The organism is Prosthecobacter sp. Pr1 (assembly GCF_057652315.1).
This window is the reverse complement of the sequence record NZ_JBYFBS010000004.1, coordinates 165,679-188,051: the sequence shown is the minus strand read 5'-3', so window position 1 is coordinate 188,051 and position 22,373 is coordinate 165,679. Positions and strand designations below refer to the sequence as shown.

Genomic DNA, 22,373 nt, shown 5'->3' with positions numbered 1-22,373 from the left:
ATATCTGCTTCTCATGCCCACCGCCACTCTCACCGCCGAAGTTTTGACCTATCCCCAGACACGCAAGGAGAACGTGGTGGACACGCATCATGGCGTGAAGACTGCCGACCCGTATCGCTGGCTGGAAGATGACAACTCGGAGGAAACCAAAGCCTGGGTGAAAGCGCAGAATCAGGTGACGTTTTCGTATCTGGAAAAACTGCCGCGACGCGAGGAGATCAAGACGAGGCTACAAAAGCTGTGGAACTACGAGCGCATGGGGCAGCCGTTTGAACACGGTGGGAGGTGGTTTTTCACACACAATACGGGCCTGCAGAATCAGGCGGTGCTGATGACGGCGGAGTCGCTGGAAGGGGAGTCGAAAGTGCTGCTGGATCCGAATGCGATGTCCAGGGATGGCACGACGTCGCTGTCTGATTATGCGCCGACGGAAGATGGCAAGCTCTTCGCTTACGGTGTCTCGGAAGCCGGGAGCGACTGGACCACCCTCCGCGTGCGTGACATCGCCACCGGGCGAGATCTGGACCATGTGGTGAAGTGGGTGAAGTTCAGCGGCGTATCCTGGCGGAAGGACGGCAGCGGTTTCTACTACTCACGCTATGATGAGCCGAAGGCAGGTGCGGCGCTCACGGCGAAGAACGAATTTCACAAGCTCTACTTCCACCCTCTGGGCAAACCCCAGAGCGAGGACCAGCTCATCTACGAACGCAAGGACGAACCGAAATGGGGTTTTGGTGGCGGCGTCACTGAGGATGGCGAGTATCTCGTCATTCAGGTCTGGCTTGGCACGGAGCCGAAGAACCGAGTGTTCTACCAAAAGATCTCCGGTGGTGGTCCTGTGGTGGAGCTGCTCAAGGACAACGATGCACGCTATGACTTCATCGACAATGAAGGACCGGTCTTTTACTTCCGCACAGATCTGAATGCGCCGTGCTTCCAGGTCATCGCCATCGATGTGCGCAAGCCGGAACGTGGCAACTGGCGCATCGTGGTGCCCGAGGTTCCCAAGGTGCTGCTGGAAGGCGTCAGCACGGTGGGCGGGCAGATGTTCTGCGAATATCTGCGCGATGCGAAGACCGAAGTGAAGTGCTTCGACCTCGACGGCAAGCTCATTCGCGACGTGAAACTGCCCGGTATCGGCAGTGCGGGGGGCTTTGGCGGGCATCGTCATGACACCACTACATTTTATACTTTCACCGGATTCACCGAGCCGGGCGCCATCTACCGCATGGATTTGAAAACCGGCGAGAGCAAGCTGTGGCGGAAACCGCAGGTGGACTTCGACGGCGCCGCGTTTGAGACGCAGCAGGTGTTTTTCCACAGCAAGGACGGCACCAAGGTGCCGATGTTCATCGTCCACAAAAAGGGACTAAAGCTCGATGGCACAAATCCGACACTGCTTTACGGCTATGGCGGCTTCAACATCAACCTCACGCCCGGCTTCTCCGTTTCACGCGCTGTGTGGCTGGAAATGGGCGGCGTGTTTGCCATGCCGAATCTGCGCGGTGGTGGAGAGTATGGCCGCCAGTGGCATCAGTCCGGCATCAAGCTTGGCAAACAGAACGTCTTTGACGATTTCATCGCAGCCGCTGAATGGCTCATCGCGCACAAATACACCACCAGCGCCAAGCTCGCGATCCAGGGCGGCAGCAACGGTGGACTGCTCGTCGGTGCGTGCATGACGCAGCGGCCTGAACTCTACGCTGCTGCACTGCCGGCTGTGGGCGTGCTCGATATGCTGCGCTTTGAGAAATTCACCATAGGCTGGGGCTGGAAGAGCGATTACGGCAGCGTGGAAAATCCTGCGGAGTTCGGAGCGCTGCTGAAATATTCGCCTTATCACAACCTCATGCCCGGCACGCGATATCCGGCTACGCTCGTGCTAACGAGCGATCATGATGACCGCGTGGTCCCTGCGCACAGTTTCAAGTTTGGTGCTCGTTTGCAGGAGTGTCAGGCGAAGGATGGTCCGCCTACGCTGATCCGTATTGAAACCAGCGCGGGGCATGGAGCTGGCACGGCACTCAACAAGACGATTGAGAAGACGGCCGATGAGTGGGCGTTTTTGGTGAAGGCGCTGGGGATGTGAGTGGAGGCGCTTTCTGCACTCCGACGAGGTGGGGTGGATAATCCTTGGCCGTCGGGTGTGGCGGGCACGCTGATCGACGGACAGGAGTGTTCATCGTACTTTCAATCATTCCCGCACAAAGAAATTCGCGAACGTCATCGGGGTGCCGAAATCAGCAATGCCCACAGGGCCTTTCGCTGGACCCTCTAGGCTCGCCTCCTTCGTTTGCGGATTGGCCTCCTGCGTTTCAGTCAGCGTGGCGGTGGCTTTCGTGCCGTCGAGTTTGAGGCGCAGGCGGTACCATTTGCCGAGCTTCACTTGATCCGGGCCGAAGACGATGGGGGCCTTGCCGGTGCCGATGAGGACAGCGGGGCTGGTTTGACCCCGGACGCAGAAGCCGGTGCAGGGAGTGTTGAGGTTGGCAGATTTGAGGAGCTGGAAGTCGGCGATGAATTCGCCGTTGGTGATTTCAGCCTCGCTCCACAGAGGCGTGGATTCCTGGCCGTCGGTGGCTTCGAGTTTAAGGTTCCAGTTCGAGGGCTTCCAGCGTGATTCAGTTCCTGCGGCCACTTTCCAGCCACGGAGATCGAGGCCGTTGTAGAGATGCTTCCAGCCTTGATCCTGCGGGGCGGAATCGGCGGCGGTGGCACCGGTGGAGGGCAGTTCTTTGATGCGCACATTGCGAAATTCGACGGGTGCGCCTTCGGATTCGAGAGCGAGGTAGCCTTTGCGCCAGAAGCATTTGTCACCGCCGCTGACGACCTTGCCATTCACGGCGAGGGTGAGGGTGCCGTTGTTGCCGGTGATGCGGTAGTGGTTCCATTCCGGCGAGGGCTTGCTTCGTTCCTCGCTAGGAAAGCTGCGCTGGCCGCTGTGGTCGCCATGCGGCTCCATGGTGGCGCCGTGGATGGGGAAGACATCACCATGCGTGGTGAACCAGCGCGGCTTTGTGGGATCGGCGTGCTTCATGTAGCCTTGGTCCAGCACCTGAACCTCGATGCCGCGTAGGAATGGAACGCCCGGCGCGGAGATGGGGCTGCCCCAGATGAAGACGCCAGAGTTGCCACCGCTGGTGAGGTGCCTCCACTCGCACTCCAGGATAAAGTTCTCGTACTGCTTCTCGGTGCGCATGGCTCCGGTGGGAATACCGGTGCAGCGAATGACGCCGTCTTTGATGCTCCATGTCTCAGGCGCGCAGTTCGCATTCACCCAGCCGCTGAGGTCTTTGCCATTGAACATCGGCACGAAGCCGTCGTCATCGGCAGCGTGGGAAAGGAGCGCGGTGGTGAGGGCGAGGGCGCAGAGCAGTAAGGCGGATTTCATGTGCAAAGAGTACGCCGATGGATGGCGAAGCTTCGCAAGGGAAAGCCGAAACTTGGGGGCGGGAGTCCCTTGATTCCTCGGCTCAGCCAAACAAGGCCGCCACAGGTTTGCCACCATCGGTGATCGGCACGGGACGCGTGCCATCCATCAGTTCCTTGCTCGGATCAATGCCCATCGCGGCATGGATCGTTGCGTGGAAATCAACGAGCGGAACGGGGTTCTCGACGGGCTTTTTGGACAGTTCATCGCTGACTCCGTATGCGCCGCAGTGGTTCAATCCGCCACCGGCGAGAACCATGGAGAAGGTGGTGCCTTGGTGGCCGCGACCGCCACGACCATCAAACTCCGGTGGCCGACCGAATTCGGTGCCGACGACGATGAGGGTCTTGTCGAGGAGCTTCTTGTCCTTCAGATCGCGGATCAGCGCGGCGAGGGCGGTGTCGAGTTCCTGAATGAGCAGGTGCTGATTTTTGTAGCCTTCGTTGTGAATGTCCCAGCCGGTGCCGTTCATGAAGTTCAGGTTGTGTGAAACCTCGATGAAACGCACTCCCGCCTGAACAAGGCGGCGGGAGAGCAGGCAGCGCTGGCCGAATTCACCGCCGTAGGCATTGCGCAGTGCGGCGGGTTCTTCCTTGAGATTGAAATGCCGCATGAACTGCGGGCCGGAGAGGCTGAGCGCCTGCTCCTGGGCCGTCTTGTAGTCGGCGATGGCGGATTCCTTCGGTGCACGGGCCATGAGAGGCGCGAGCAATTGCTCACGGGTCAGTGCGCGCTTTTCGTCGACGAAATCTGGACGCGAAAAGCCGGCAGGGCCGGTGTTGGTGTCGGTGAGATAGACGTAACCGGCCTTCGCACCAAGGAAGCCCGGGCCGCGGCTGACATTCGGATAACCGATGAGGATGTACGGCGGCACCTCGCCACCCACGGCACCGCGCTCATGCGCGATGATGGAGCCGATGCTGGGATACACCACATTGCCGGAGATCATGCGGCCGGTGTGGACGATGTTCGTGGCGAAGGCGTGCTCGTCGATGACGTGATGGTTCACCGTGCGCATCACCGTTACGTGCTCCATGACTTTGGCCGTCTGGCTGAGGTGCTCCGTCACCTGCACACCGGGAACGGTCGTGTCGATGGCCTTGTAGAGCGAACCGGCCACCTTGGTTTTGTCCGTGTTATTGCCAAGCTTCTTCGGGTCAAAGGTGTCGATCTGCGCCATGCCACCGCCCAGCCAGATAAAGATGCAGTGCTCCGCCTTGCCCTTCGGCATGTGGACGGGGGTGTTGTTCGCAAACAACGGTGCCGCGCCAAAGGCGGCGGCGGAGGTGAGGAAGGAGCGGCGTTTCATGATGTGATATCAAACGTTAGCAAAGGGTCGGTTTCATTCTTTCTGGCCCCTCACTTTCGTGGGGTGGCGGTGGCCGGTGGTGTCATTCTTTAAGGGCTAAATTCCCACTCAGGCGCGTTCAGCAGTGCCCACAGCACATCCTCCATGCGGCTGCGCCATGCAGGATCGAGTTTCTCCGTCGGCGGGTCACCTGCACGGGCGGCGGTTTCCTGGGCCATGCGCACCGTGGTGGCTTCGCCGTCGAGGTGATTGGACCAGCTCACGTATTTTTCGCGGGTGCGTGTGGTGGCTGGTGGCTGGCTGGGTGCGGACCGAACTCGAGCATCAAAGCCAGCACTCAGGTGCTTTGTGTAAAGAGCACGTTCTTCAGCCGAGGGATGGCGGGTGAGGAGTTTGAGGAAAAGCTGATCGATGAACTGGTCGAGGGTTTCGTTTTGCAACGCTAGGGTGGTGACGCCGTGGTCATTGCTCAAACGTGTAAGCCAGATGCCAAGCGTGCCGTTGCTGAGGATGGCGGGCTGCAACACGTTCGGATCGGCGTCGCGTTTGCTGATGGGATCCTGGCGTGAACCACGCCAGCCAAAGGCGCTGAGCACGTCCGTGACAGCCTGGATGCGGGGCAGGGCGAGGCTGGGGCGGTCGCGTTCGTTGCTGGTGCTGGTGAGCATCCAACTGCGGTGCGGCTTGCCGAGGTGGATGGCGTTTTTGAGATCGCGGGTGTTGTCGATGTCGAGGCAGACTTCTTCGGTGTGGAAGGGCTTGCCGGTGGCGGCGAAGAGCGAGTCCACAATCTGCTCGGCCTGCAGGCGCCGTGGCGCTGGGCTGGTGAAGAGCGGGCTGGTCTGCTTCAAGGCTGGATCGGTGGCGCGCTGGTAGGCTTGACTGTTCAGGATGAGACGCGCCAAGTGTTTCATGTCGTAGCCGCCGCTGACGAATTCACGACCCAGCCACTTGAGCAGCTCGGGATGCGTGGGCTTGCCCTTCTCCCAGTCTTCGATGGGTTCCACGATGCCGCGGCCCATGAAGCGTGCCCACACACGATTGGCGATGACCTGGGCAAAGCGCTCGTTCTGCGGGGCGGTGATCATGGCGGCCAGCACATCGCGGCTGTCTTTGGGATCTTCGGCGAGTTTCGCTGCGGCTTCATCGCAGAACTCGGCAAACGGCCACTTGGGCTGCACTTTGGTGCCGGGCTGCAGCGTCACTTGAATCAGCGGCTTGCGGCCACCGGCGTGGATCTTGTCCATCGGCACACTGCTCGTCTTCGGCACTTCGATTTCCTTGGTGCCCAGCATGGCGGCGAGTTCGAAGAGATCCTGCTGCAATGACTTGCCCGTGGGTGAATCATGGCAGCGTGCGCACTTCATTTCCACCCCGAGGAAAGCGGTGCTGACGATGGTGCCCTTGGCAGCCATCGGCACATCATTCTGCGAGGCCGTACCAAATCCGGCGGGGCCGCCGAGACGCTCGCTGCCGCGCATGCGCAGGAGTTCGGTGACAAAGAAATCCATCGGCTTGTTGTCCTGCAAAGACTCATACAACCACCAGCGGAAGGGACCGGTGTTGTTTAGCGTGGGGTTGAGGATGTTTGGGTTCTCCGCCAGCACATCCTGCCAGTAGCCCATCCAGTTGTCTGCCCAGCGTGGGTCAGCGAGGAGTTTGTCGATGGCCGCCTTGCGGTCGGGGTTCTTCTCAAATGCGGCAATCTCCTCCAGCGATGGCGGCACACCCACAGTGTCGATGTAGACGCGGCGCAGGAAAGTGAGGTCATCCGTCAGTGGTGTGAGCGTGAGATGATCGGCACGAATCTCCGGCCAGTGCGCGCCTTCCTTGATCCAAGTGGTCAGCAGCGCGATCTCATCCTTGGTCAAGGGCTTGCCCTTGGGCGGCATGATCTCGTCTTCATCAGAAGAAGTGATGCGGGCGATGATGGAACTGTGATCCGGCTTGCCGGGATCGACTGCGGCACCGTCAGACTTGCCGCCTTTCATCGCATCTGCGAGCGAGTCGAGATGCAATCCGCCTTTGGCCTTCGCGCCGCGATGGCACTCGGTGCATTTGGCTTCGAGGATGGGCTGGATGTGCTTGAAATAATCGATGCTGCCTTTGTGGGCGTCCTGTGATTTCACGCTGTCGATCTTCGCTGCGATGAAGGAATCAATGCTGCCTTCACCCGCTGGGTTCTTGGCCAGCCATGCTTCTGCTGCTTTACGGCGCGTGGCCCAGTAGGACGCGGACTGTGCGCGCAGCTCGGCGCGTTTCTTGGCGTTGATATCAGCGTAGTGGGCGTTGCGCTCCTGTTCGTAAGCGGTCCAGCCAGCATCGTTGTAAGCGACTTCGCGTTTGCCGGGGGTGATCAGTTTCCAGGTTTCAGTGCCTTGCTGAGACCATGCGACGACGGTTTCGCCGAGTTCTGGACGGCGCGCAGCCTTGCCGGCATAGCTGCCCACCAGGGTCTCCAGCACGATGAACTGCGGCTTGCCCGTGCCTTCAAACTCGCACCATGATTCACGATTGCCCGGCGGCACAAAGCGGAAGTCGGGACCCAGGTCGAGATAGCCTTGTTGATCGGTCACCAGGTGGTGACCATCGCTGTCATTGGGAGGAAAGGGTGTGGTGAGAATGGTCTTGTTCTCAATGTAGAGATTCGTGGCACCACGTGCGCGCAGCAGCAGGCGGTGTTTGCCTTTGGGGAAAGTCACACTGGCGGCAGCGCGCAGCAGAAAGGGGACGTGGCGCTCGCCACGCACTCCGGTGTCCACATACTTTTGCGGCACATCGAAGAAGCCGAACACATCCTCCGTGTAGGTTTCGCCCACTTTGGGGTGCTCACTCGGCCATGCATTGGCTTCGGGCATGCCTTCCTCGGCCAGTTGCACCAGCACGCGCCCGGCAGGAACTTGCTTCTTCGCCACGGGCGGTGGCGGTGGAACAAACAGATACTTCGCCTTGAGTGCAGCGACATCCACAGGACCACGATAGATCGCCACCTCATCCAGCCAACCATTCAGCGAGTGGGAGGCTGCCAGCGTGGAGCCACTGCCGACCATGAGCGAGTCTCCGTCAGTGACGGGTGCACGATCCGTCTCGCCACCCATGTCCCACACGCCGTCGGTTTCGCGTCCGTCGATGTAGCCTTTGATGCTCTTGAGTTTGCCAAAAGTATAAGTGACCGCGACGTGGTGCCAGCCGGAGGTCGGCAGCATATCTTTGGACCACCAGCGGTGCCATGCGCCCTTCTTGCCGGGGACATCGGCGCTGTGAAACAGGAAACCGATCTGCGCGCCGCCTTTCGCCGTTTGCAGACGCAGCGCGTAGTTTTGATTCTCCGTGCCAAATTCCTTGGTGCCAAGGCGGCCTTTGCCCAGGATGTAGGGACTGCCGCTGAGATCCGCCGCTTTGACCCAGGCCTCCAGCGTGATGGTTTCGTTCAGACCAAAGCGCAGTTCTTCGCTGTCCTTGATGGTGAGGGCGGATTTTTTCCCGTCGCCAGTGAAGCGTTGTGCGGTGTTATCCTTCGCAAAGCCAGGGAAAGTCGGTGCACGCGGGCCGGGATCTTTCGCGGCATCAAACCGCCACTGCATGACCGGCTTCGCCAGCGGTTTGTCCGTGGTGTCATTGCCGCCGCTGTCATTTTGAGCGGAAGCGAGGGAGGTAAGCAGAAGTGTAGCAAAAATAGAGACTGAACGCGTCATGCACCTACCAACGCCGGATTGCGGCCGCTTTCAGCATTTCGGGCACCCCACTTTCGTGAGGGGGCGGATCGCCCCGGCCACTTATTGGGGATATTTCACACCTGCACCAGTCCACGGCGGATCGCTTCGGCGGTGGCCTGGGCACGGTCGTTGACTTTGAGTTTCATGAGAATGCGGCTGACGTGCTGCTTCACGGTGTCTTCGCCAATGCCAAGGGTGGCGGCGATTTCTTTGTTGGCGTTGCCCCGGGTCACGAGGGTTAGGATCTCGCGTTCACGTGGTGTTATCTCCGGCTCCGCGAGGCGGTCCTTGAGCCGCTGGGCGATATCCTCAGGCAGGCTGCGTTCGCCTTTGGCCACGGTGCGGATGGCGGCGAGGAGATTGTCCCGAGAGGAAGATTTTTGCAAGTAACCGAGGGCTCCCGCCTTGAGCGCCGCCTGGATTTCATCGTCGCGGGCAAAGGTGGAGAAGATGAGGACGCGGGCGTTCGCGTGATCGCGCAGCAGCGCTGCTGTGGCCTCGATGCCGCTGATGCCCGGCAGTTGCAGATCCATGAGAACGACGTCCGGCCTCTTTTTAGCAAACAGCGCCGAGGCCTCTTCACCGCGATCGGTTTCACCCACGACCTTGAAGTCGTCCTCAAGCTCCAGCGAGGCCACGAGGCCGCTGCGGACGACGAAGTGGTCGTCGACAAGCAAGAGTGAGATAGGGGCGGCGGACACGGCGGTGTGGGTCAAGTGGTCAAGGCGTCAAGCGGGAGGCGAACGGTGACGATGGTGCCTTGTTTGGGCTGGCTTTGCCAATCAACGTTGGCGTTTATTTTGCGGCAGCGCTCGCGGATGCCCATGCAGCCGAAGTGGCCGGGCTGGCCGGTGGTCACTGCGCTGGCGGTAAGGCCCTGGCCATTGTCAGCGATGCTCAGCGTGAGCATGTCAGCGGTGGAGGAAAGATGCAGCGTGATCTCCGTGGCCTGCGCGTGCTTGAGCGCATTGGTGATGGCCTCCTGGGCGATCATGCGCAGGTGATGGGACACGGGGCCGGTGATGGGCGGAATGGGATGCAGGTCGAGTCTTAATGCCGGTGCATTCGGCGGCATGCGCGTTTGGATTTCCCGCAGCGCACTGAAGAGATCATGCAGCTGGGCGGTGTCCCGCAGATCGGCCACGAGGTTGCGCGCCTCGCTTTGAATGCGGGAGACAAGACTGCGGGAGGTTTCGACGAGCGTGCGAGCTTTGTCCTCAAGTGGTCGCGTCGTGGCGGCATCCAGTCGCAGGGAGAGCCCCGTAAGCTCCTGCTCCAGCGTGTCATGAAACTCTCGTGCGATGCGCTGGCGTTCATCCAGCGTGGCCTGCTGTACAATGCGGCTGCTCAGGACTCCGATCTGCCGCCGTTGCGCGGCGATCCAAATGAAGGCCAGCAGGACAAGGCCTGCCAGAATGCTGCTGGCGATGACAAGGCGACCCGCCGTCCAAAATGGGGCTGAATGAACCACTTGAATGTCATCTGCCGAACGCAGCAGGAGTGAAGCGCGCTCGGCCTGAGAGCGAAACCCTTTGTCCGTCGATGACTCGACGAGGCAGATGCCGGTAAGTTCAACGGACGTGCCGATTTCGAGCTCGGGTGCGCTGGATTGCAGCAGAAAGGCGCGCAGCGGCGTGCCGTTGGAGGTTAGGCGGAGCTCGAAGCCGTCTGCGCTGCGGAAGAAATCATTGAGCACTGCTGGCGTGGTCAGGTGAACGAGATCGGCGTCATGCGAGCCATCTTGGAATTCTTTGAGCGAAACAACTGCTGGGGCAGGTGAAGCATCCGGCTCCGTGGCAAGCACGAGTGCATCGGCGAGCGAGGCACTGAATCCGGCCATGATGGGAAAGCCGGTGATCTCAGCACGATGCCCGGGCGTGAGATTGACTGCGGACATGAGGCGAATCGCGATTGAGGGCGATTGCGGCGGCTTGGGTTGTGCATCCTTGGGCGTTTCACGCGGTGGGGGCGGAGGAGTGGCATCGCGCAAAAAGACACGGCCATCGGAAAAGGCCGCCAGCACGGTGCCGCGAATGCGGGCGCGGTGGTGGGGCTCGTCGGCAGCACCGAACTGCAGCAAAGTGACCACGGAGGTGATGGGCAAGGCATCGAGAGGCAGCGCGGCTTTGGTAATCACCACATCATTCCAATCCGTGACGCGGATGTAGGGAAAGACGAGCTGGCGGCGGTCATTGATGCCGCCGGCTGCGAGGGCAGTGATGCGGAGGCGGGCATCGATAAGCGACGGAGCCGTTTCCAGCGGCGCATCCACGCGCACCTCCAGGACGCGACTGCCAATGGCAAGGCGCAGCAGTGAGCGTTTTTCGTCTAGCGGCGTCAGGGTGCGGCCAAGCCCTTCAACGATCACACGCTGGTAATGGAAACGTCCTGTGGCCAGGTCATCATAGCTGGCGGGGGCCGCAGCGGGCGGTGCGCCATGACCGAGGATTTGCAACTGAGCCACATCGACTCCTGGAAAATAAAGGCCGGCGGTGGTGGTGCCCTGAATGCGCACGTGGTCACCCACACGCAGATCATTGCGCGTGGGTTTGAAGTGCAGATGTGTGCCTGCGGTGTCGTCCTGTACAAAAGCGGTGCCACCGCTTTCCACGAAACCGATCGTGGCGGTGAGATCGACCGGCAGTTTTTCCAAACTGCGCTCATACGGCAGCATGCGGATGTCGATGGCGCGGGAGAGAGGCGCGCCTGCGGCGAATGACGAAAGTGAGATGACGAATGCGGAAAACAGCACGACTCGCCAAATGAGAGATGCGGGGCCGTGAGGTCCGTCATTCTTCATTTTGCATGCGTCATTCCTCATTTCAGTCATCCGTAGGGTCCACACCTCGCTGCAGTTTGCGCACGAGATCCTTCACGACGTGGGCGCTGCGCATGTCCTTGAACTGTACTTCGATGCCGGCATTGGCGGCGGTGGAGAAGTCGATGGTGCCCAGACCGAGCAAGCCTTTGAGGCCGGCTTCATAAACGTCGATGCTGCGGATGTCGCAGATGCGCGCTTCTTTGGAACTGCGGCCAATGATGCCCCAGATCAGCTCCACACGTTCGCGTGTGACAATGTAGTCGTGCGAGTAACGCGCGATGCCGACCGCGATGAGCGTGGATGACGCGCACAGCAGGGCGATGATGCCATATTCGAGCTGGATCACGCACAGCAGTCCGCCGGCAACGGTGAGCAGCAGGCAGAGGATCAGCGCCTTGGTGTAGCCCAGCCAGGATGGATGCGCATGGTGCAGGATGATTTCACCGCTGGGGGAATAGTCGAAATCGTCATCCTTGTCTTCCTCGGGGGCTGCTTCGTCGGCTGCCTCCTCCTCTTCTTCTTCCATCTCGGCCTCCGGTTCATCCGGAAGTTCCGTGTCAGGACTGATCTCGCGATACATGGGGCGCGCGATCCGCGCCTGGCCGCTGCTGGCGCTGGGACGGCGCATGCCGCTGACCAGCTCCCCTACGGTGTGCATATGGCCGGTGTCCTCATCCATGCACATCTCACCCCGGGCCAGGGAGCCGCGGGCCACGAGCGTGTACAGATCCTCCTTGGACAGCGGGTCGCTGAAAGCCGGGTGCTGCGGGAGTGTGTAGCGGGCGGACATTGGGAAAGCCTGTTCGCGGCCACAAAAGCACAGGCGGACTGCCCGTGTCACGTCCAATCACTCGGCCTCGGGCACGGGCGGGAGCAAATCTTCGCGTTTCATCAGGTCCGCGACCTTGAGCAGCAGCAGTTCACCTTTGGGCGTCTGGATGATTTCGCCAAGAAACGGTGTGAGGCGGTCCATCTCCGCCACGGCGGAATGCACAAGGCTGGCAATGATGCGCGCATCATGACGGTTCGGCGGAAAGACATTCGTGACACGGAACATCACCTGGCCGCTCTCCCATTCGAGCTCGAAATTGCCGAGGTTCAGATCCTTGTTCGTGCGCATGAGCAGCTCGCACACCGGCAGGCGGTGGGAGGATGGAACCTGCTGAGTGGAGTTTGAGACGACGGTGATGATGTGCGTCTCGCCAAAAACCTGCACATGCAGAGGGATCTTGGTGTGGTGCGCTTCAAAATCAGCCTCGATGACGGAATGCTCTGGCACTTCTCGGTAGAGCCAGCCCATTTCCTTGAAGGTGTTCAGGGCGGTGGCGTAAAGGGCGGACATGCGGCGGGAGTGAGATCTGAGATTTTAAATCTTAGATGGTCGGGGCGGCCAGATTCGAACTGACGACTTCTTGCTCCCAAAGCAAGCGCTCTACCAGGCTGAGCTACGCCCCGAAGGTTGTTTCCCTTATTCGAAACCGAACGAGGGGTCGCGATAGTGCCGCAGGATGGAACAGACGCAAGAGGAATGTCGAATGAATCATCTTCCAGAGGCTTTTAGGGACATCGTTCCGCTAAAATTGCCGCGGAATTCGCGCTCCCACCACTCCCCGGATGCTTCCCGAACCTCCGGGCTGGTGAAATGGTAGCGATAGAGTTTGGCACGGATGTGGGTGATTTTTTCGATGGGGAAGGGTGGTTGCTCCAGCAGGTCCCACACCGGCTGCTTGTGCTGTAGCAGGGCGGTGCAGAACTGGCCAAACCAGTGCATGGGGGAGTTTGGGTTCGCATCCCGCTGCGGGTCGTAGCCGGGATACAGCGCAGCGAACCACATCTGCCAGTCCAGCCGCGGCTGATGCGGGGCGATGAAAGGCGGGCTGCGCTTGGGATCTCCGGGCTTGTATTTAAATTCCAGTGGCAGGAAAAGCGCGCCGTCATCGCTGGCTTCGAGGATGATCTCGGGCCGCTCCTCGGTCATGTCCTGAAACAGACCATAGGCATTGAATGAGCGCGTGTGGGCGACGGGAGCGTCGAGTTTCTCATGCAGCACGGTGGGGAGCATCGGCTTGAAGTGGGGAATACGCCCGGCCAGAAAGGAATCCGCTGCCAGCAGGGTGACAAACATCACAGGAAGAACCGCCGCCAGCGCAGGCCATTGCGTCCAGCGGGTAAAGGACGGGCGCGGGGCTTCGGGATCGATGCGCAGCCAGTGGCGCAGGCGCTTGGGGAACCAGCGGTCATCCAGCAGTGCGATGGCGAGTGCAGCGGTTAGCAGATCAAAGAAATTGTAGTTCCCCGTGGCGGAGATCATGGCCATGAGGATGAGAAAACCCAGTGCGGCAGCGAGACGACCCCAGCGGCCAAGGAAAATCGCGAAGGGCAGCCCGAGCTCGATGCCATACATGATCCAACAGCTCGCCACGTGGACCCAGCGCGGGGCATGGTGCGCGAACCAGGACAAACCATTCGGCAGTGGCTGCGTCTCGTAATGGTAGAGCAGCGCCGTCATGTCCTGCCAAGGCAGATCGCCACCGCCGATCTTCACATAACCGGAGAGAAACATCAGGCGGAAGAGCAGCCAGTGAAGGAGGAAGATAGAGCCGCGTGGCGGTTCGGTCGGCCCGCGCCACGCCCACAAACGCCATGGCGCGAGGAACAGCGCGAGAAAGCCTGCCTCCAGCAGCAGTGCATCCCACTGGTAGCCCATGAAGATGTCTCCCGTGGTGGCGAAGGAGAGATACCCAAACCACAGCAGCGCCAGCAGCGGCCCCTGAGCCACTCCGGACATTACGAGCACGGCCAGCACGCAGCAGGTGATCAGGCAGCCCTGCGCAAAGGCATCGCTGTAGTGCCAATGAAACACACTCGGAAGCTGCCAGAACAGCGTCTGCTGCTCGCGCGCTTCAAAAGCGTGGACGTTTTCTAGCAGGTTCTTCACCGGCAGGATGCCGTTCTCACCGACGAGTCCGTCATACTGCACTCCCCAGGAGATGAAGGCAATGAGGTAAATGCCTGCGAGCAGGCGGGGAAACACCCAGCGGACGACCGTGTAGCGTCCGCGATGGGAGTCGAGCCAGGGGAGGGGATTCACAAGAAGCACTACAATGGCAAAAGTCGTTGCGAGCCTCAGTTACACCTGGAGTCACTGTTTGCGTCGTATGAGCGCATGGCATAGACGAGGAAATGTGTTCCAGTGGCATAGGACTCGGGTGTCAGCTGCCACGCTTCTGGATGATCGAAGTAATCGGGCAGCCAGACTGAGTCGAAAGAGTGGTCATCCGTCAGAATGATGAGGTTCCAGTCTTCATTCCTGCCTGTGACTGGGTTTTGAAACTGACAGCCCTTGTAGTGTTGCTGGATTGCCTCCGCAGTGCTTTGGCTGCGATAAACGGCTCCGGCGAAAAAGTCACAATGGTTGCCGTTGCCACTCAGCAAGCCCACGGCTGATCTAGATGAGATTTGGACTGTGTTGGGTGGTTGTGTCAGCGTGCCCAACTGACTCGTGATCTGCCGGAGACGCGCATCGTTGGTTATGGCATCACCGAAAAGAAAGTAGAAGACGGCAATGATTGGCAAGACTCCCAGTAGCACGAAGGTGACTCGTTTGATGGCGAACTTGCGGGCGAACATGCGTGGATACTGGTCACGAAATCCAAACTGGCAATCACGCGTTTGCCCATGAAACGGATTGATGGCTATCCCTTGACCGCCAATCTCGGATTCACATCCAGCACCTGCTTCAAATCCGCATCACTCATCCCCAGTTCTGCGAACGCATTGGCTTTGATCCTCGGCACCGTGACCGTGCTGCCGACAAAGTGAGTGCCATCCGGTGAGCGGGCGACGAGGTCTTCGCCGATGAGGATGTCCCATCCGGCAAGGGTGTAGCGGCCGGGGCCGAGACGGGCGGCGGAGATGGCATCGGTGACGAAAATGGTGCGCTCCAGGCCGATGCCAGCGAGCCAGTTTTTCAGCACAAAGAAGGGCACGTGCACGCCGTCTGGGATGAAGCACAGCCAGAGGCGGTCATGCAGGCTGAGGGCGCGCTGAATGATGTTGTCATGGCGGTGCATCTGGATGGGGCAGCCGTTGCCGAGGTGGGTGAACATCGTCAGACCGGCATCGCAGGCGGCGTTGAGCTGATCGAGTGAGGGATCACAATGACCGGCAGAAATAGTGACGCCTTGGGAGGCCAGGAAGGCGGTGGTCTTGCTGCCTTCGTCGTGCTCCGGGGCAAGGGTCACGAGCTTGGCCAGTCCACAGGCAGCGCCCAGGAGGCGCTTGGCGTCGTCCACATTGGCAGGCTTCACTGCCTGGGGTGGGTGGGCGCCCACGTAGCCTTTGATCGGATTGATGAACGGCCCCTCAATATGGATGCCGGTGATGATGCGGCGGGCGAGCGCGTCCTTTTCGCGCAATTCGACCAGTTTGCCGATGCGGCGCTCCAGGGTGGGGATTTCATCCGTGATGAAGGTGGCCAGGATGGCATCGCATCCGTCCTCGGCGAGGGCTTCACAGGCGTGGTGGAGGGATTCGGCGGTGAGGTTGTCGCCGTTGAAGTCGGTGCCGGCGTAGCCATTGACCTGGAGATCGAAAGGTTTCATGCAGGCATTGGAGCGGGTTCGGGATGGGGAATCAAGGCTGGGAGGTGATGGCTTTTGGTATGAATGTCACGTGGGGAGGCCATCAGGAGGTCAAAAAGGGGGCTAGAATTGCCGCCCCGGCGGAAGGGGCTTTTTGGTCATTTTACCGAGGCTTTCCCCTCCTTTGAACGCCCTAGAATCTTCCTCACTTGACCTCCGTCCCTCCATCCAGTTTATTTCCAGTGTTTACAAGCTATCAGTCTCGGCATAAAACATGCTAGGTATTTCACGTCTCTCCCGAACTGGCGTGTGGTGCCAGTCTCAACCCATACTCTTTCTGATTTTCGGCTCATGATAGATCTTATCTCCAAAGGCGGACCGCTCGTATGGCTCCTCATAGGGTGCCTGTGCTTCGCCGGAGCTATTTTTATCGAGCGTCTGGCCTACTTTCACCGGGCGAGCATGAACGTCGGTGAGTTCCTGGCCGGACTGGCCAGCCTGATCCGTCGCAAAAACTTCGCCGAGGCCCTGCAAGAGTGCGTGGCCACACGGGTGCCGGCCGGGCGGGTGATCCACGCGGCGCTGCTGCGGCATCATGCGCCGCGCGAGCAGCTCAAAGAAATCGTGCAAGAGGCGGGTCAGCTTGAAGTCCCCCGTCTGGAGCGTTTCCTAGGCATCTTGAACGCCATCGCGCATGCGGCCCCGCTCATCGGCTTGCTGGGCACCGTGATCGGCCTGCTGGACAGCTTTACCAGCCTCTCCTCCGCCAATGGTGTCGCGACGCAGGCGGACGTGGCGCGCGGTGTGTATCAGAGCCTCATCACCTCGGCGCTCGGTCTGGTCGTGGCGATCCCTGCTTATCTCTCCTTTGCCTTTCTCAGCGCCCGCGCCCGCTCCTTGATGCATGATCTGGAGCGCGCCGGCATCGAAATCGTGAATCTGATCGAAGACGCCAACAGCACTGACAACATCGTGGAATTCCGCCCGGCGGAAGCCGCGCCGCCGATGACGAAATCGCGTGGCCGCGGGATGAAGGGATAAGCGCCCGCAGCGCATTTTCGGCTGGCCCAACCACTTCGCGCCTCCGATACTGCGCCTACCGCCGTATCAACCATGAAGCTCGAGAGTCATCTGCCCAAGCAAAGCCCCTGGCTGTACACGGTGCCGTTGCTGAACACGATTCTGCTGCTGCTGGTGTATTTCCTCCTCACCAGCAACTTTGTGGTACAGTCCGGCATCAAGGTGGAGCAGCCGCAGTCAAACTCGCGGCTGACGGGTTTCGATCGCGCTCACATCATCACCGTTCCAGCAGGACTGGAGAATGCCCTGTATTTTGACGGGGTGCGCCTCACCACCGCGGAACTGCGGGAAAAGCTCAAGGCAAACCGTGAAGGCGAACGCCGCGCCATCATTCACGGCGCCAAACAGGCGGCCCACGGCCGTATGATCGAGATCGGCAACATCGCCCTCGAGCTCGGTTACGAAGTCGCGTATTCCACCGTGCCGCCCAAGGCCTGAACCGCCGCAGATCACGATGTCCACGAAACCGCATTCAAACACCCCCGGGCTGATCTTCGCCTGGGATGTGCGCGATCATTCGATGTGGCGTCTGGTCGGTGCGCTGGTGGTGCTGATGGCCGCGATGTCTGGTTTCTTCTTCATCTTCCGCATTGTTCATCCAGTATCGCAGCGGCTGCCGGTCACACCGCAGCATGTGATCTCGCTGGATCCCAACAACCCCGCAGAGCTCGCACTCATTCACCGCGCGCAGGACCGCAGCTTTGCCCTGCTGAGCGACTCCGACTCCGTGGCGCCGGTCCAAAGCCAGCTGCTGGCATTTCACCCCTCCTTTGCCGGCCATGAAATCAAGCTGCGCGAGCTCGAGCCTGCGACTGCCGCCATCCATCAGCCTCGTCTGTTCACCGCAGCTGCAGATGTGCTGCCTCCGGTGCCACGCCGTGACGTCAAATCTGTGGCCGCGCCACCCGCCGCGAAGTTGCATGCCATCCTGAGTCCTTCTCTGGCAAAGCGCGGCCCGGCCAATGTGGAGCTGAACGGCGTCAAGCTCACCCAGCCCACGCGGGTTCAGTTCCGTGTCGCCATTGGCAGTGCCGGACAGATTGTCACTGCACTGCCGCTGAGCAGTGTCGAAGATGCTGAAATCATGCAGCAGCTGCAATCAGCGATTCGCACGCTGCGGTTCACCCCTTCTGAGGTCAAGCGTGTCGAGTGGGGCGAAATCTCTTTCCGCTGGGAGGTGGCTGCCACGCCATGATCCCCATTCCGCTCGGTGGTTTGATCATTCTGTTCATGGCGGTCGGAGTCACCACGGTCTGCGTGCTGTGGTTTCACAGCTTCTGGCGCGATCGAAAACGCGAAGTTTATCGGCGGCGCATCGCAATCCAGTGCCGTATTTGCGGCACCGCCTATGCATGCGAGGCCAAACGCAAGATCGACGTGACCATCTGCCCTGTCTGCCACACGCCGAACGAGCGGAACAAGCTGCCGCAGATCTAAGCATCAATTTGTCAGCGCAGGCGAATGCAGGCTTGCTTTCCATCCGCCATATCGGCGACATTTGACGGCATAATCCTTCCTCTCGTGTCCTCACGCACATCTCATTCCCCCACCGACGCCATGCTGCCCGCCGCCACTGCCCTGCAAGCGTCCCAACAAATCGAAACCATCATCTCGAGCGTGTCGCAGATCATTCTTGGCAAAGAGAATGTCGTGCGCCTTGCGGTGACCTGTCTGCTGGCACGTGGACACCTGCTGTTTGAAGACCAGCCCGGCGTCGGCAAAACGATGCTCTCTCAGGCGCTCGCACAGGCGCTGGGTCTGGGTTTCCGCCGCGTGCAGTTCACCAGTGATCTCCTGCCTGCAGACATCCTCGGCGCCTCAGTGTATGACCGTGACACGGCGGCGTTTCATTTCCATCGCGGCCCTGTCTTCACCCAGGTGCTGCTGGCGGATGAAATCAATCGTGCCACGCCCAAGACCCAGTCAGCTCTGCTCGAAGCCATGGAGGAAGGCAAGATCACGGCGGATGGTTCCACGCATCCTTTGCCGGAACCGTTCTTTGTCATCGCCACGCAGAACCCCTCTTCACAAATCGGCACCTTCATGCTGCCGGAATCGCAGATGGACCGCTTTCTCATGCGTCTCGCGCTTGGAGTTCCAGACCGTACTGCTGAGCGTGCGCTGCTGGAAGGCCAGGAGCGCCGTGAGATGCTGCGCGCGATGCAGCCGGCGATGACCTTCCTTGAACTGCAGCAGCTGCAAACCTGGACGCGTGCGGTGTACGCCTCGCCTGCATTGCTCGATTACCTGCAGGACCTGCTGGCCGCCAGCCGTGTGCAGGGGCACGGGCTCTCTCCGCGTGCCGGGCTTTCAGTGCTTGCCGCCGCCCGTGCCTGGGCCTTGCTCAGTGGACGGGCGATGGTGCTGCCGGAAGACATTCAGGCTGTGGCCGTCGTCGTCATGGGACATCGCCTCGAACATGCCGCCGATGGTATGACCGGAGTGGAACTCGCGCGGCAGTTGATCGCTGAAACTCCGGTGCCTTGATGCCATGAAAGTGCGCGTGCGCTGGAACCGACACACGCTGGCGCTGCTCGCCATCGTTGCGGGCATGTGGTATGCGGCGGAGGCGCAGTCCAATGGGGCTGCACATTTGATCGCGCTGCTCACTGCGACGATGGGCTTGCTCTCATGGCTGCATGCGCGTGCGAATCTGCGTGGGTTGAGTGTCCGGCTGATCGGGGCCAGACCTGCCGCCCAGGATGCAGAAAAGTGCATTCCGGTGGAGCTGCGTGCCACGGGCGCGGTATCTCCATGTGGACTCGAAGTGTACGTTGTCGGTGCCACCACCCCCGTGTTTGTTGAGCGTGTTCCGGCAGGTGGCGCGGTGGTCGTCGATCTGCCTCCGCCCCTTCACCATACCAGCGGCGCATTGCAGCTGGTGGTGCGCAGTGTTTACCCGCTGGGCCTGTTCTCGGCGGAGTGCTTGGTCGAGACCAAGTGGGTGCGCCGCGTGCATCCCGAGGCTGCGGGTGATTTGCCACTGCCTGCGCCAGACACCACTCGGCAGGGAGATGCCATCGCCGTCTCCTCCTCCCGTGGGAATGCGGGCGGCGGTGATGATTTTGCCGGTCTGCGTGAGTGGCGTGCGGGAGATTCACCGCGACACATCGACTGGCGTTCGGCGGCGCGTGGCGGCCCTCTGATGGTCAAATCATGGAGCAGCGGCGTCCAGGGTGTCGTGGTGCTCGACTGGAATGCTTTACAACTCGATGTGCCTGCCCGTGCTGCACAAATCGCCCGGTGGATGGAAACCTGTGAAGACGAAGGAAAGCCGTACGAACTTCGCATGCCCGGACTCATCATTCGCGCGGGCCATGGTCCCGCCCATCTGCGGCGCTGCCTCGATGCACTCTCCCTGCAGTCGGGCACGGATGCCGGATCTGCCCTGTCGGATGAATTGCAGTCAAGCAAAGTGGACAACGTTTTAAGTTTGGAGCAGTCCACCTTTCTGACCAAACGACCGCTGCTGTTTCTCAGTCTCGCGCTGCTTCTCGCCATCCTGCCGCTGCGCGGTTACATCGCCACGCCAGGTTTGGTGGTGTGTGCGTTGTGCCTCATCTGGCGCGGGGTGCTGCGCATGGCGGTGCCGCATCTGCTGGTACGCCTTGGCGTCATCATCGCAGGTGCCACCGCGGTGTATTTCAGTTATGGCGAGCTGGGCGGCATGGAGCCCGGCATCGCGCTGCTGCTGGTGCTCGCCGGCGCCAAGATGCTGGAAAGCCGCACCCCACGTGAGTTTCAGGTGCTGGCGCTCATCGGCTGGTTTCTCGCCTTCTGCGCAGTGCTGCTGGAAAACCACCTCGCGCGGTCTGTGTGGACGGTGGTGGTTGTCCTGTTCATCACCGCCTGCATGGTGCGCTTTCGCCGCAGCATTCCGGGGGCGCGTGAACCGCTGCGTGTGACGGGCATGCTGTTTGCCCAGGCGCTGCCATTGGTCTTGCTCCTGTTCTTTGTGTTTCCGCGCGGGCTGCTGGATCTGGGGTCCGCGCTCGGCCGCAGCCGCTTTGGTGAAACGGGCCTCGATAATGTTCTCGATCCCGGCAACATCGCCCAGGTGGCGCGGAGTTCGGATGTGGCCTTCCGTGTACGCTTTCCTGATGGTACACTGCCTTCAAACGAGACCCGCTACTGGCGCTGCATCACGCTTTGGGACTGTGAAGGCATGCGCTGGACGCGGGGTGACCGTCTCAGCTTTGCCCCCCAGCTGCCTCGTCCGAAAAGCGGCATGGATCTGCGTCAGATCATCGACCTTGAGGCGCACGGCAAACGCTGGCTGCCCGCGCTGGATCTGCCCATCATGGCCAAGCTGCGTGGCGAGCGGCTGTCTCCCGAATTCGATCAATCGCTCAGCTCTCCTTTCATGGTGCAGAATTCCGAGCGTTTCGAGGTGGTCTCGCGTTTCGAACTGCCGCCCTTTCGTGAACTGCCAGAGGATCACCGGGAAGCCGCGCTGCAACTGCCGCCAAACATCTCCCCCAAGCTTAAGCAGCTCACTGACTACTGGGAATCGGTGACGCAAACGGATGAGCAGATTGTGCAGATAGCGCTTAACTACATCAGGACCCAGGGTTTCAGCTACACGCTGGAGCCGGGAGAGTACAAGGGGCCGCAGGCGCTGGAAGACTTCTTTCTGAAACGCCGCATTGGATTCTGCGAGCATTTCAGCGCCAGCTTTGCCACGCTCATGCGCATGGCTGGAGTGCCGTCACGCATCGTCGTCGGCTACCTTGGTGGTGAATACTCCGACCACAATGGTGGCTACCTCATCGTGAAACAAAGTGATGTGCATGCGTGGACGGAAGTGTGGCTGGAAAATTACGGGTGGTATCGTGTTGATCCCACCGGAGCACTCGCGCCTGACCGGGTGAACATTGACCTGCAAGCCTTCCTGGCCGGAGGTGCCGAGGAGGCAGAACGCCAGCGCCGCACCCTGTGGGGGCGTTCTTTGCAGCGCCTGCGGCTGTGGTGGGACAGCGTCAACTACGACTGGCAAAACCAGGTCATCGACTACAATCAGGAATCCCAGCGCGGCCTGCTGGAAAGCGTCGGTCTGCGCCAGAGCAAGCTGGTGCTGCTCATCCCCAGTGCCGCCTTCGTGGTGGTGGGTGTCTTGCTCGTCGCCCTATGGCTGCGGCGTCCCGCGCGTCATGCCGATCCTTGGATGCGGCTGTGGCATCGCGCCTGCAGCCGTGTGGGCAAAGCCGGGGTGAAGACCTGGATGCCCAATGAAGGCCCGCTGACCTTTGCCCGACGCGTCGCGGAAGCACGCCCCGATCTCGCTCCTCAGTTTGATCCATTGGTCGCCATGTATGTGTCCGGCCGCTACGGTTCCTCGCATGAGGTGTTGGATCAATTCAAAGCAGCCGTGCTGCGCTTCAAGCCAAAGCGGCTGACCCCCAGCTCAAAGTGATTCAAAGCAGGCAGCCTGCAC

General features: G+C 60.6%; 17 protein-coding genes and 1 tRNA gene. 7 read left to right on the top strand and 11 right to left on the bottom strand.

Annotated elements, in window-relative coordinates:
• Positions 1 to 13: 13 nt before the first annotated feature.
• Entirely contained in the window at positions 14 to 2,089 is a 2,076-nt protein-coding gene (locus AC24GY_RS08430; protein ID WP_487681954.1) for a prolyl oligopeptidase family serine peptidase, read from the top strand.
• Between the two features lie 105 nt (positions 2,090 to 2,194).
• On the opposite strand, the gene AC24GY_RS08425 is transcribed toward AC24GY_RS08430, so the two are convergent.
• The 11 genes from AC24GY_RS08425 to AC24GY_RS08375 all read right to left on the bottom strand — a co-directional run bounded on the left by AC24GY_RS08425 (position 2,195) and on the right by AC24GY_RS08375 (position 15,880).
• Positions 2,195 to 3,391 carry a 3-keto-disaccharide hydrolase gene (locus AC24GY_RS08425; RefSeq protein WP_487681952.1) on the bottom strand — a complete coding sequence of 399 codons (1,197 nt, stop codon included), beginning with the start codon at positions 3,389 to 3,391 and terminating at the stop codon, positions 2,195 to 2,197.
• Positions 3,392 to 3,473: 82 nt separating this feature from the next.
• On the bottom strand, positions 3,474 to 4,739 hold the full coding sequence (locus tag AC24GY_RS08420) for a DUF1501 domain-containing protein (protein WP_422321274.1): 1,266 nt from the start codon (positions 4,737 to 4,739) through the stop codon (positions 3,474 to 3,476).
• An 89-nt stretch (positions 4,740 to 4,828) separates the two neighbouring features.
• The gene (locus AC24GY_RS08415) at positions 4,829 to 8,434 is read right to left on the bottom strand and encodes a DUF1553 domain-containing protein (protein WP_487681950.1); all 3,606 of its coding nucleotides are present in this window, start codon (positions 8,432 to 8,434) and stop codon (positions 4,829 to 4,831) included.
• Between the two features lie 95 nt (positions 8,435 to 8,529).
• Positions 8,530 to 9,156 (bottom strand): response regulator, encoded by a 627-nt coding sequence (locus AC24GY_RS08410; protein ID WP_487681949.1) that lies wholly within the window; start codon positions 9,154 to 9,156, stop codon positions 8,530 to 8,532.
• Between the two features lie 11 nt (positions 9,157 to 9,167).
• Positions 9,168 to 11,207, bottom strand: a complete 2,040-nt coding sequence (locus AC24GY_RS08405) for a sensor histidine kinase (protein ID WP_487681947.1) — start codon at positions 11,205 to 11,207, stop codon at positions 9,168 to 9,170.
• A 70-nt stretch (positions 11,208 to 11,277) separates the two neighbouring features.
• Positions 11,278 to 12,066 carry a PH domain-containing protein gene (locus AC24GY_RS08400; RefSeq protein WP_487681945.1) on the bottom strand — a complete coding sequence of 263 codons (789 nt, stop codon included), beginning with the start codon at positions 12,064 to 12,066 and terminating at the stop codon, positions 11,278 to 11,280.
• A gap of 57 nt (positions 12,067 to 12,123) precedes the next feature.
• Positions 12,124 to 12,618 (bottom strand): type III secretion system chaperone family protein, encoded by a 495-nt coding sequence (locus AC24GY_RS08395; RefSeq protein WP_487681944.1) that lies wholly within the window; start codon positions 12,616 to 12,618, stop codon positions 12,124 to 12,126.
• 36 nt (positions 12,619 to 12,654) lie between these two features.
• Positions 12,655 to 12,731, bottom strand: a tRNA-Pro gene (locus AC24GY_RS08390).
• Between the two features lie 85 nt (positions 12,732 to 12,816).
• Complete coding sequence (locus tag AC24GY_RS08385; RefSeq protein WP_487681941.1) at positions 12,817 to 14,367, bottom strand: lipase maturation factor family protein; 1,551 nt, start codon at positions 14,365 to 14,367, stop codon at positions 12,817 to 12,819.
• A 35-nt stretch (positions 14,368 to 14,402) separates the two neighbouring features.
• Entirely contained in the window at positions 14,403 to 14,906 is a 504-nt protein-coding gene (locus AC24GY_RS08380; protein ID WP_487681939.1) for a hypothetical protein, read from the bottom strand.
• Positions 14,907 to 14,971: 65 nt separating this feature from the next.
• Complete coding sequence (locus AC24GY_RS08375; protein ID WP_487681937.1) at positions 14,972 to 15,880, bottom strand: N-acetylglucosamine-6-phosphate deacetylase; 909 nt, start codon at positions 15,878 to 15,880, stop codon at positions 14,972 to 14,974.
• A gap of 330 nt (positions 15,881 to 16,210) precedes the next feature.
• Between AC24GY_RS08375 and AC24GY_RS08370 the strand changes: the two genes are divergently transcribed.
• The 6 genes from AC24GY_RS08370 (at position 16,211) to AC24GY_RS08345 (ending at position 22,352) form a co-directional block, all read left to right on the top strand.
• Positions 16,211 to 16,900, top strand: a complete 690-nt coding sequence (locus AC24GY_RS08370; protein WP_294400131.1) for a MotA/TolQ/ExbB proton channel family protein — start codon at positions 16,211 to 16,213, stop codon at positions 16,898 to 16,900.
• 72 nt (positions 16,901 to 16,972) lie between these two features.
• Complete coding sequence (locus AC24GY_RS08365) at positions 16,973 to 17,377, top strand: biopolymer transporter ExbD (protein WP_487681934.1); 405 nt, start codon at positions 16,973 to 16,975, stop codon at positions 17,375 to 17,377.
• A 16-nt stretch (positions 17,378 to 17,393) separates the two neighbouring features.
• Complete coding sequence (locus AC24GY_RS08360) at positions 17,394 to 18,134, top strand: hypothetical protein (RefSeq protein WP_487681932.1); 741 nt, start codon at positions 17,394 to 17,396, stop codon at positions 18,132 to 18,134.
• Entirely contained in the window at positions 18,131 to 18,376 is a 246-nt protein-coding gene (locus tag AC24GY_RS08355) for a hypothetical protein (protein WP_487681930.1), read from the top strand. The genes AC24GY_RS08360 and AC24GY_RS08355 overlap by 4 nt, the downstream gene beginning before the upstream one ends.
• A gap of 120 nt (positions 18,377 to 18,496) precedes the next feature.
• A complete protein-coding gene (locus AC24GY_RS08350; protein ID WP_487682358.1) occupies positions 18,497 to 19,426 on the top strand; it encodes an AAA family ATPase in 930 nt (309 codons plus the stop codon).
• A gap of 4 nt (positions 19,427 to 19,430) precedes the next feature.
• Positions 19,431 to 22,352, top strand: a complete 2,922-nt coding sequence (locus AC24GY_RS08345; RefSeq protein WP_487681928.1) for a transglutaminaseTgpA domain-containing protein — start codon at positions 19,431 to 19,433, stop codon at positions 22,350 to 22,352.
• The last annotated feature ends 21 nt before the right edge of the window (positions 22,353 to 22,373 follow it).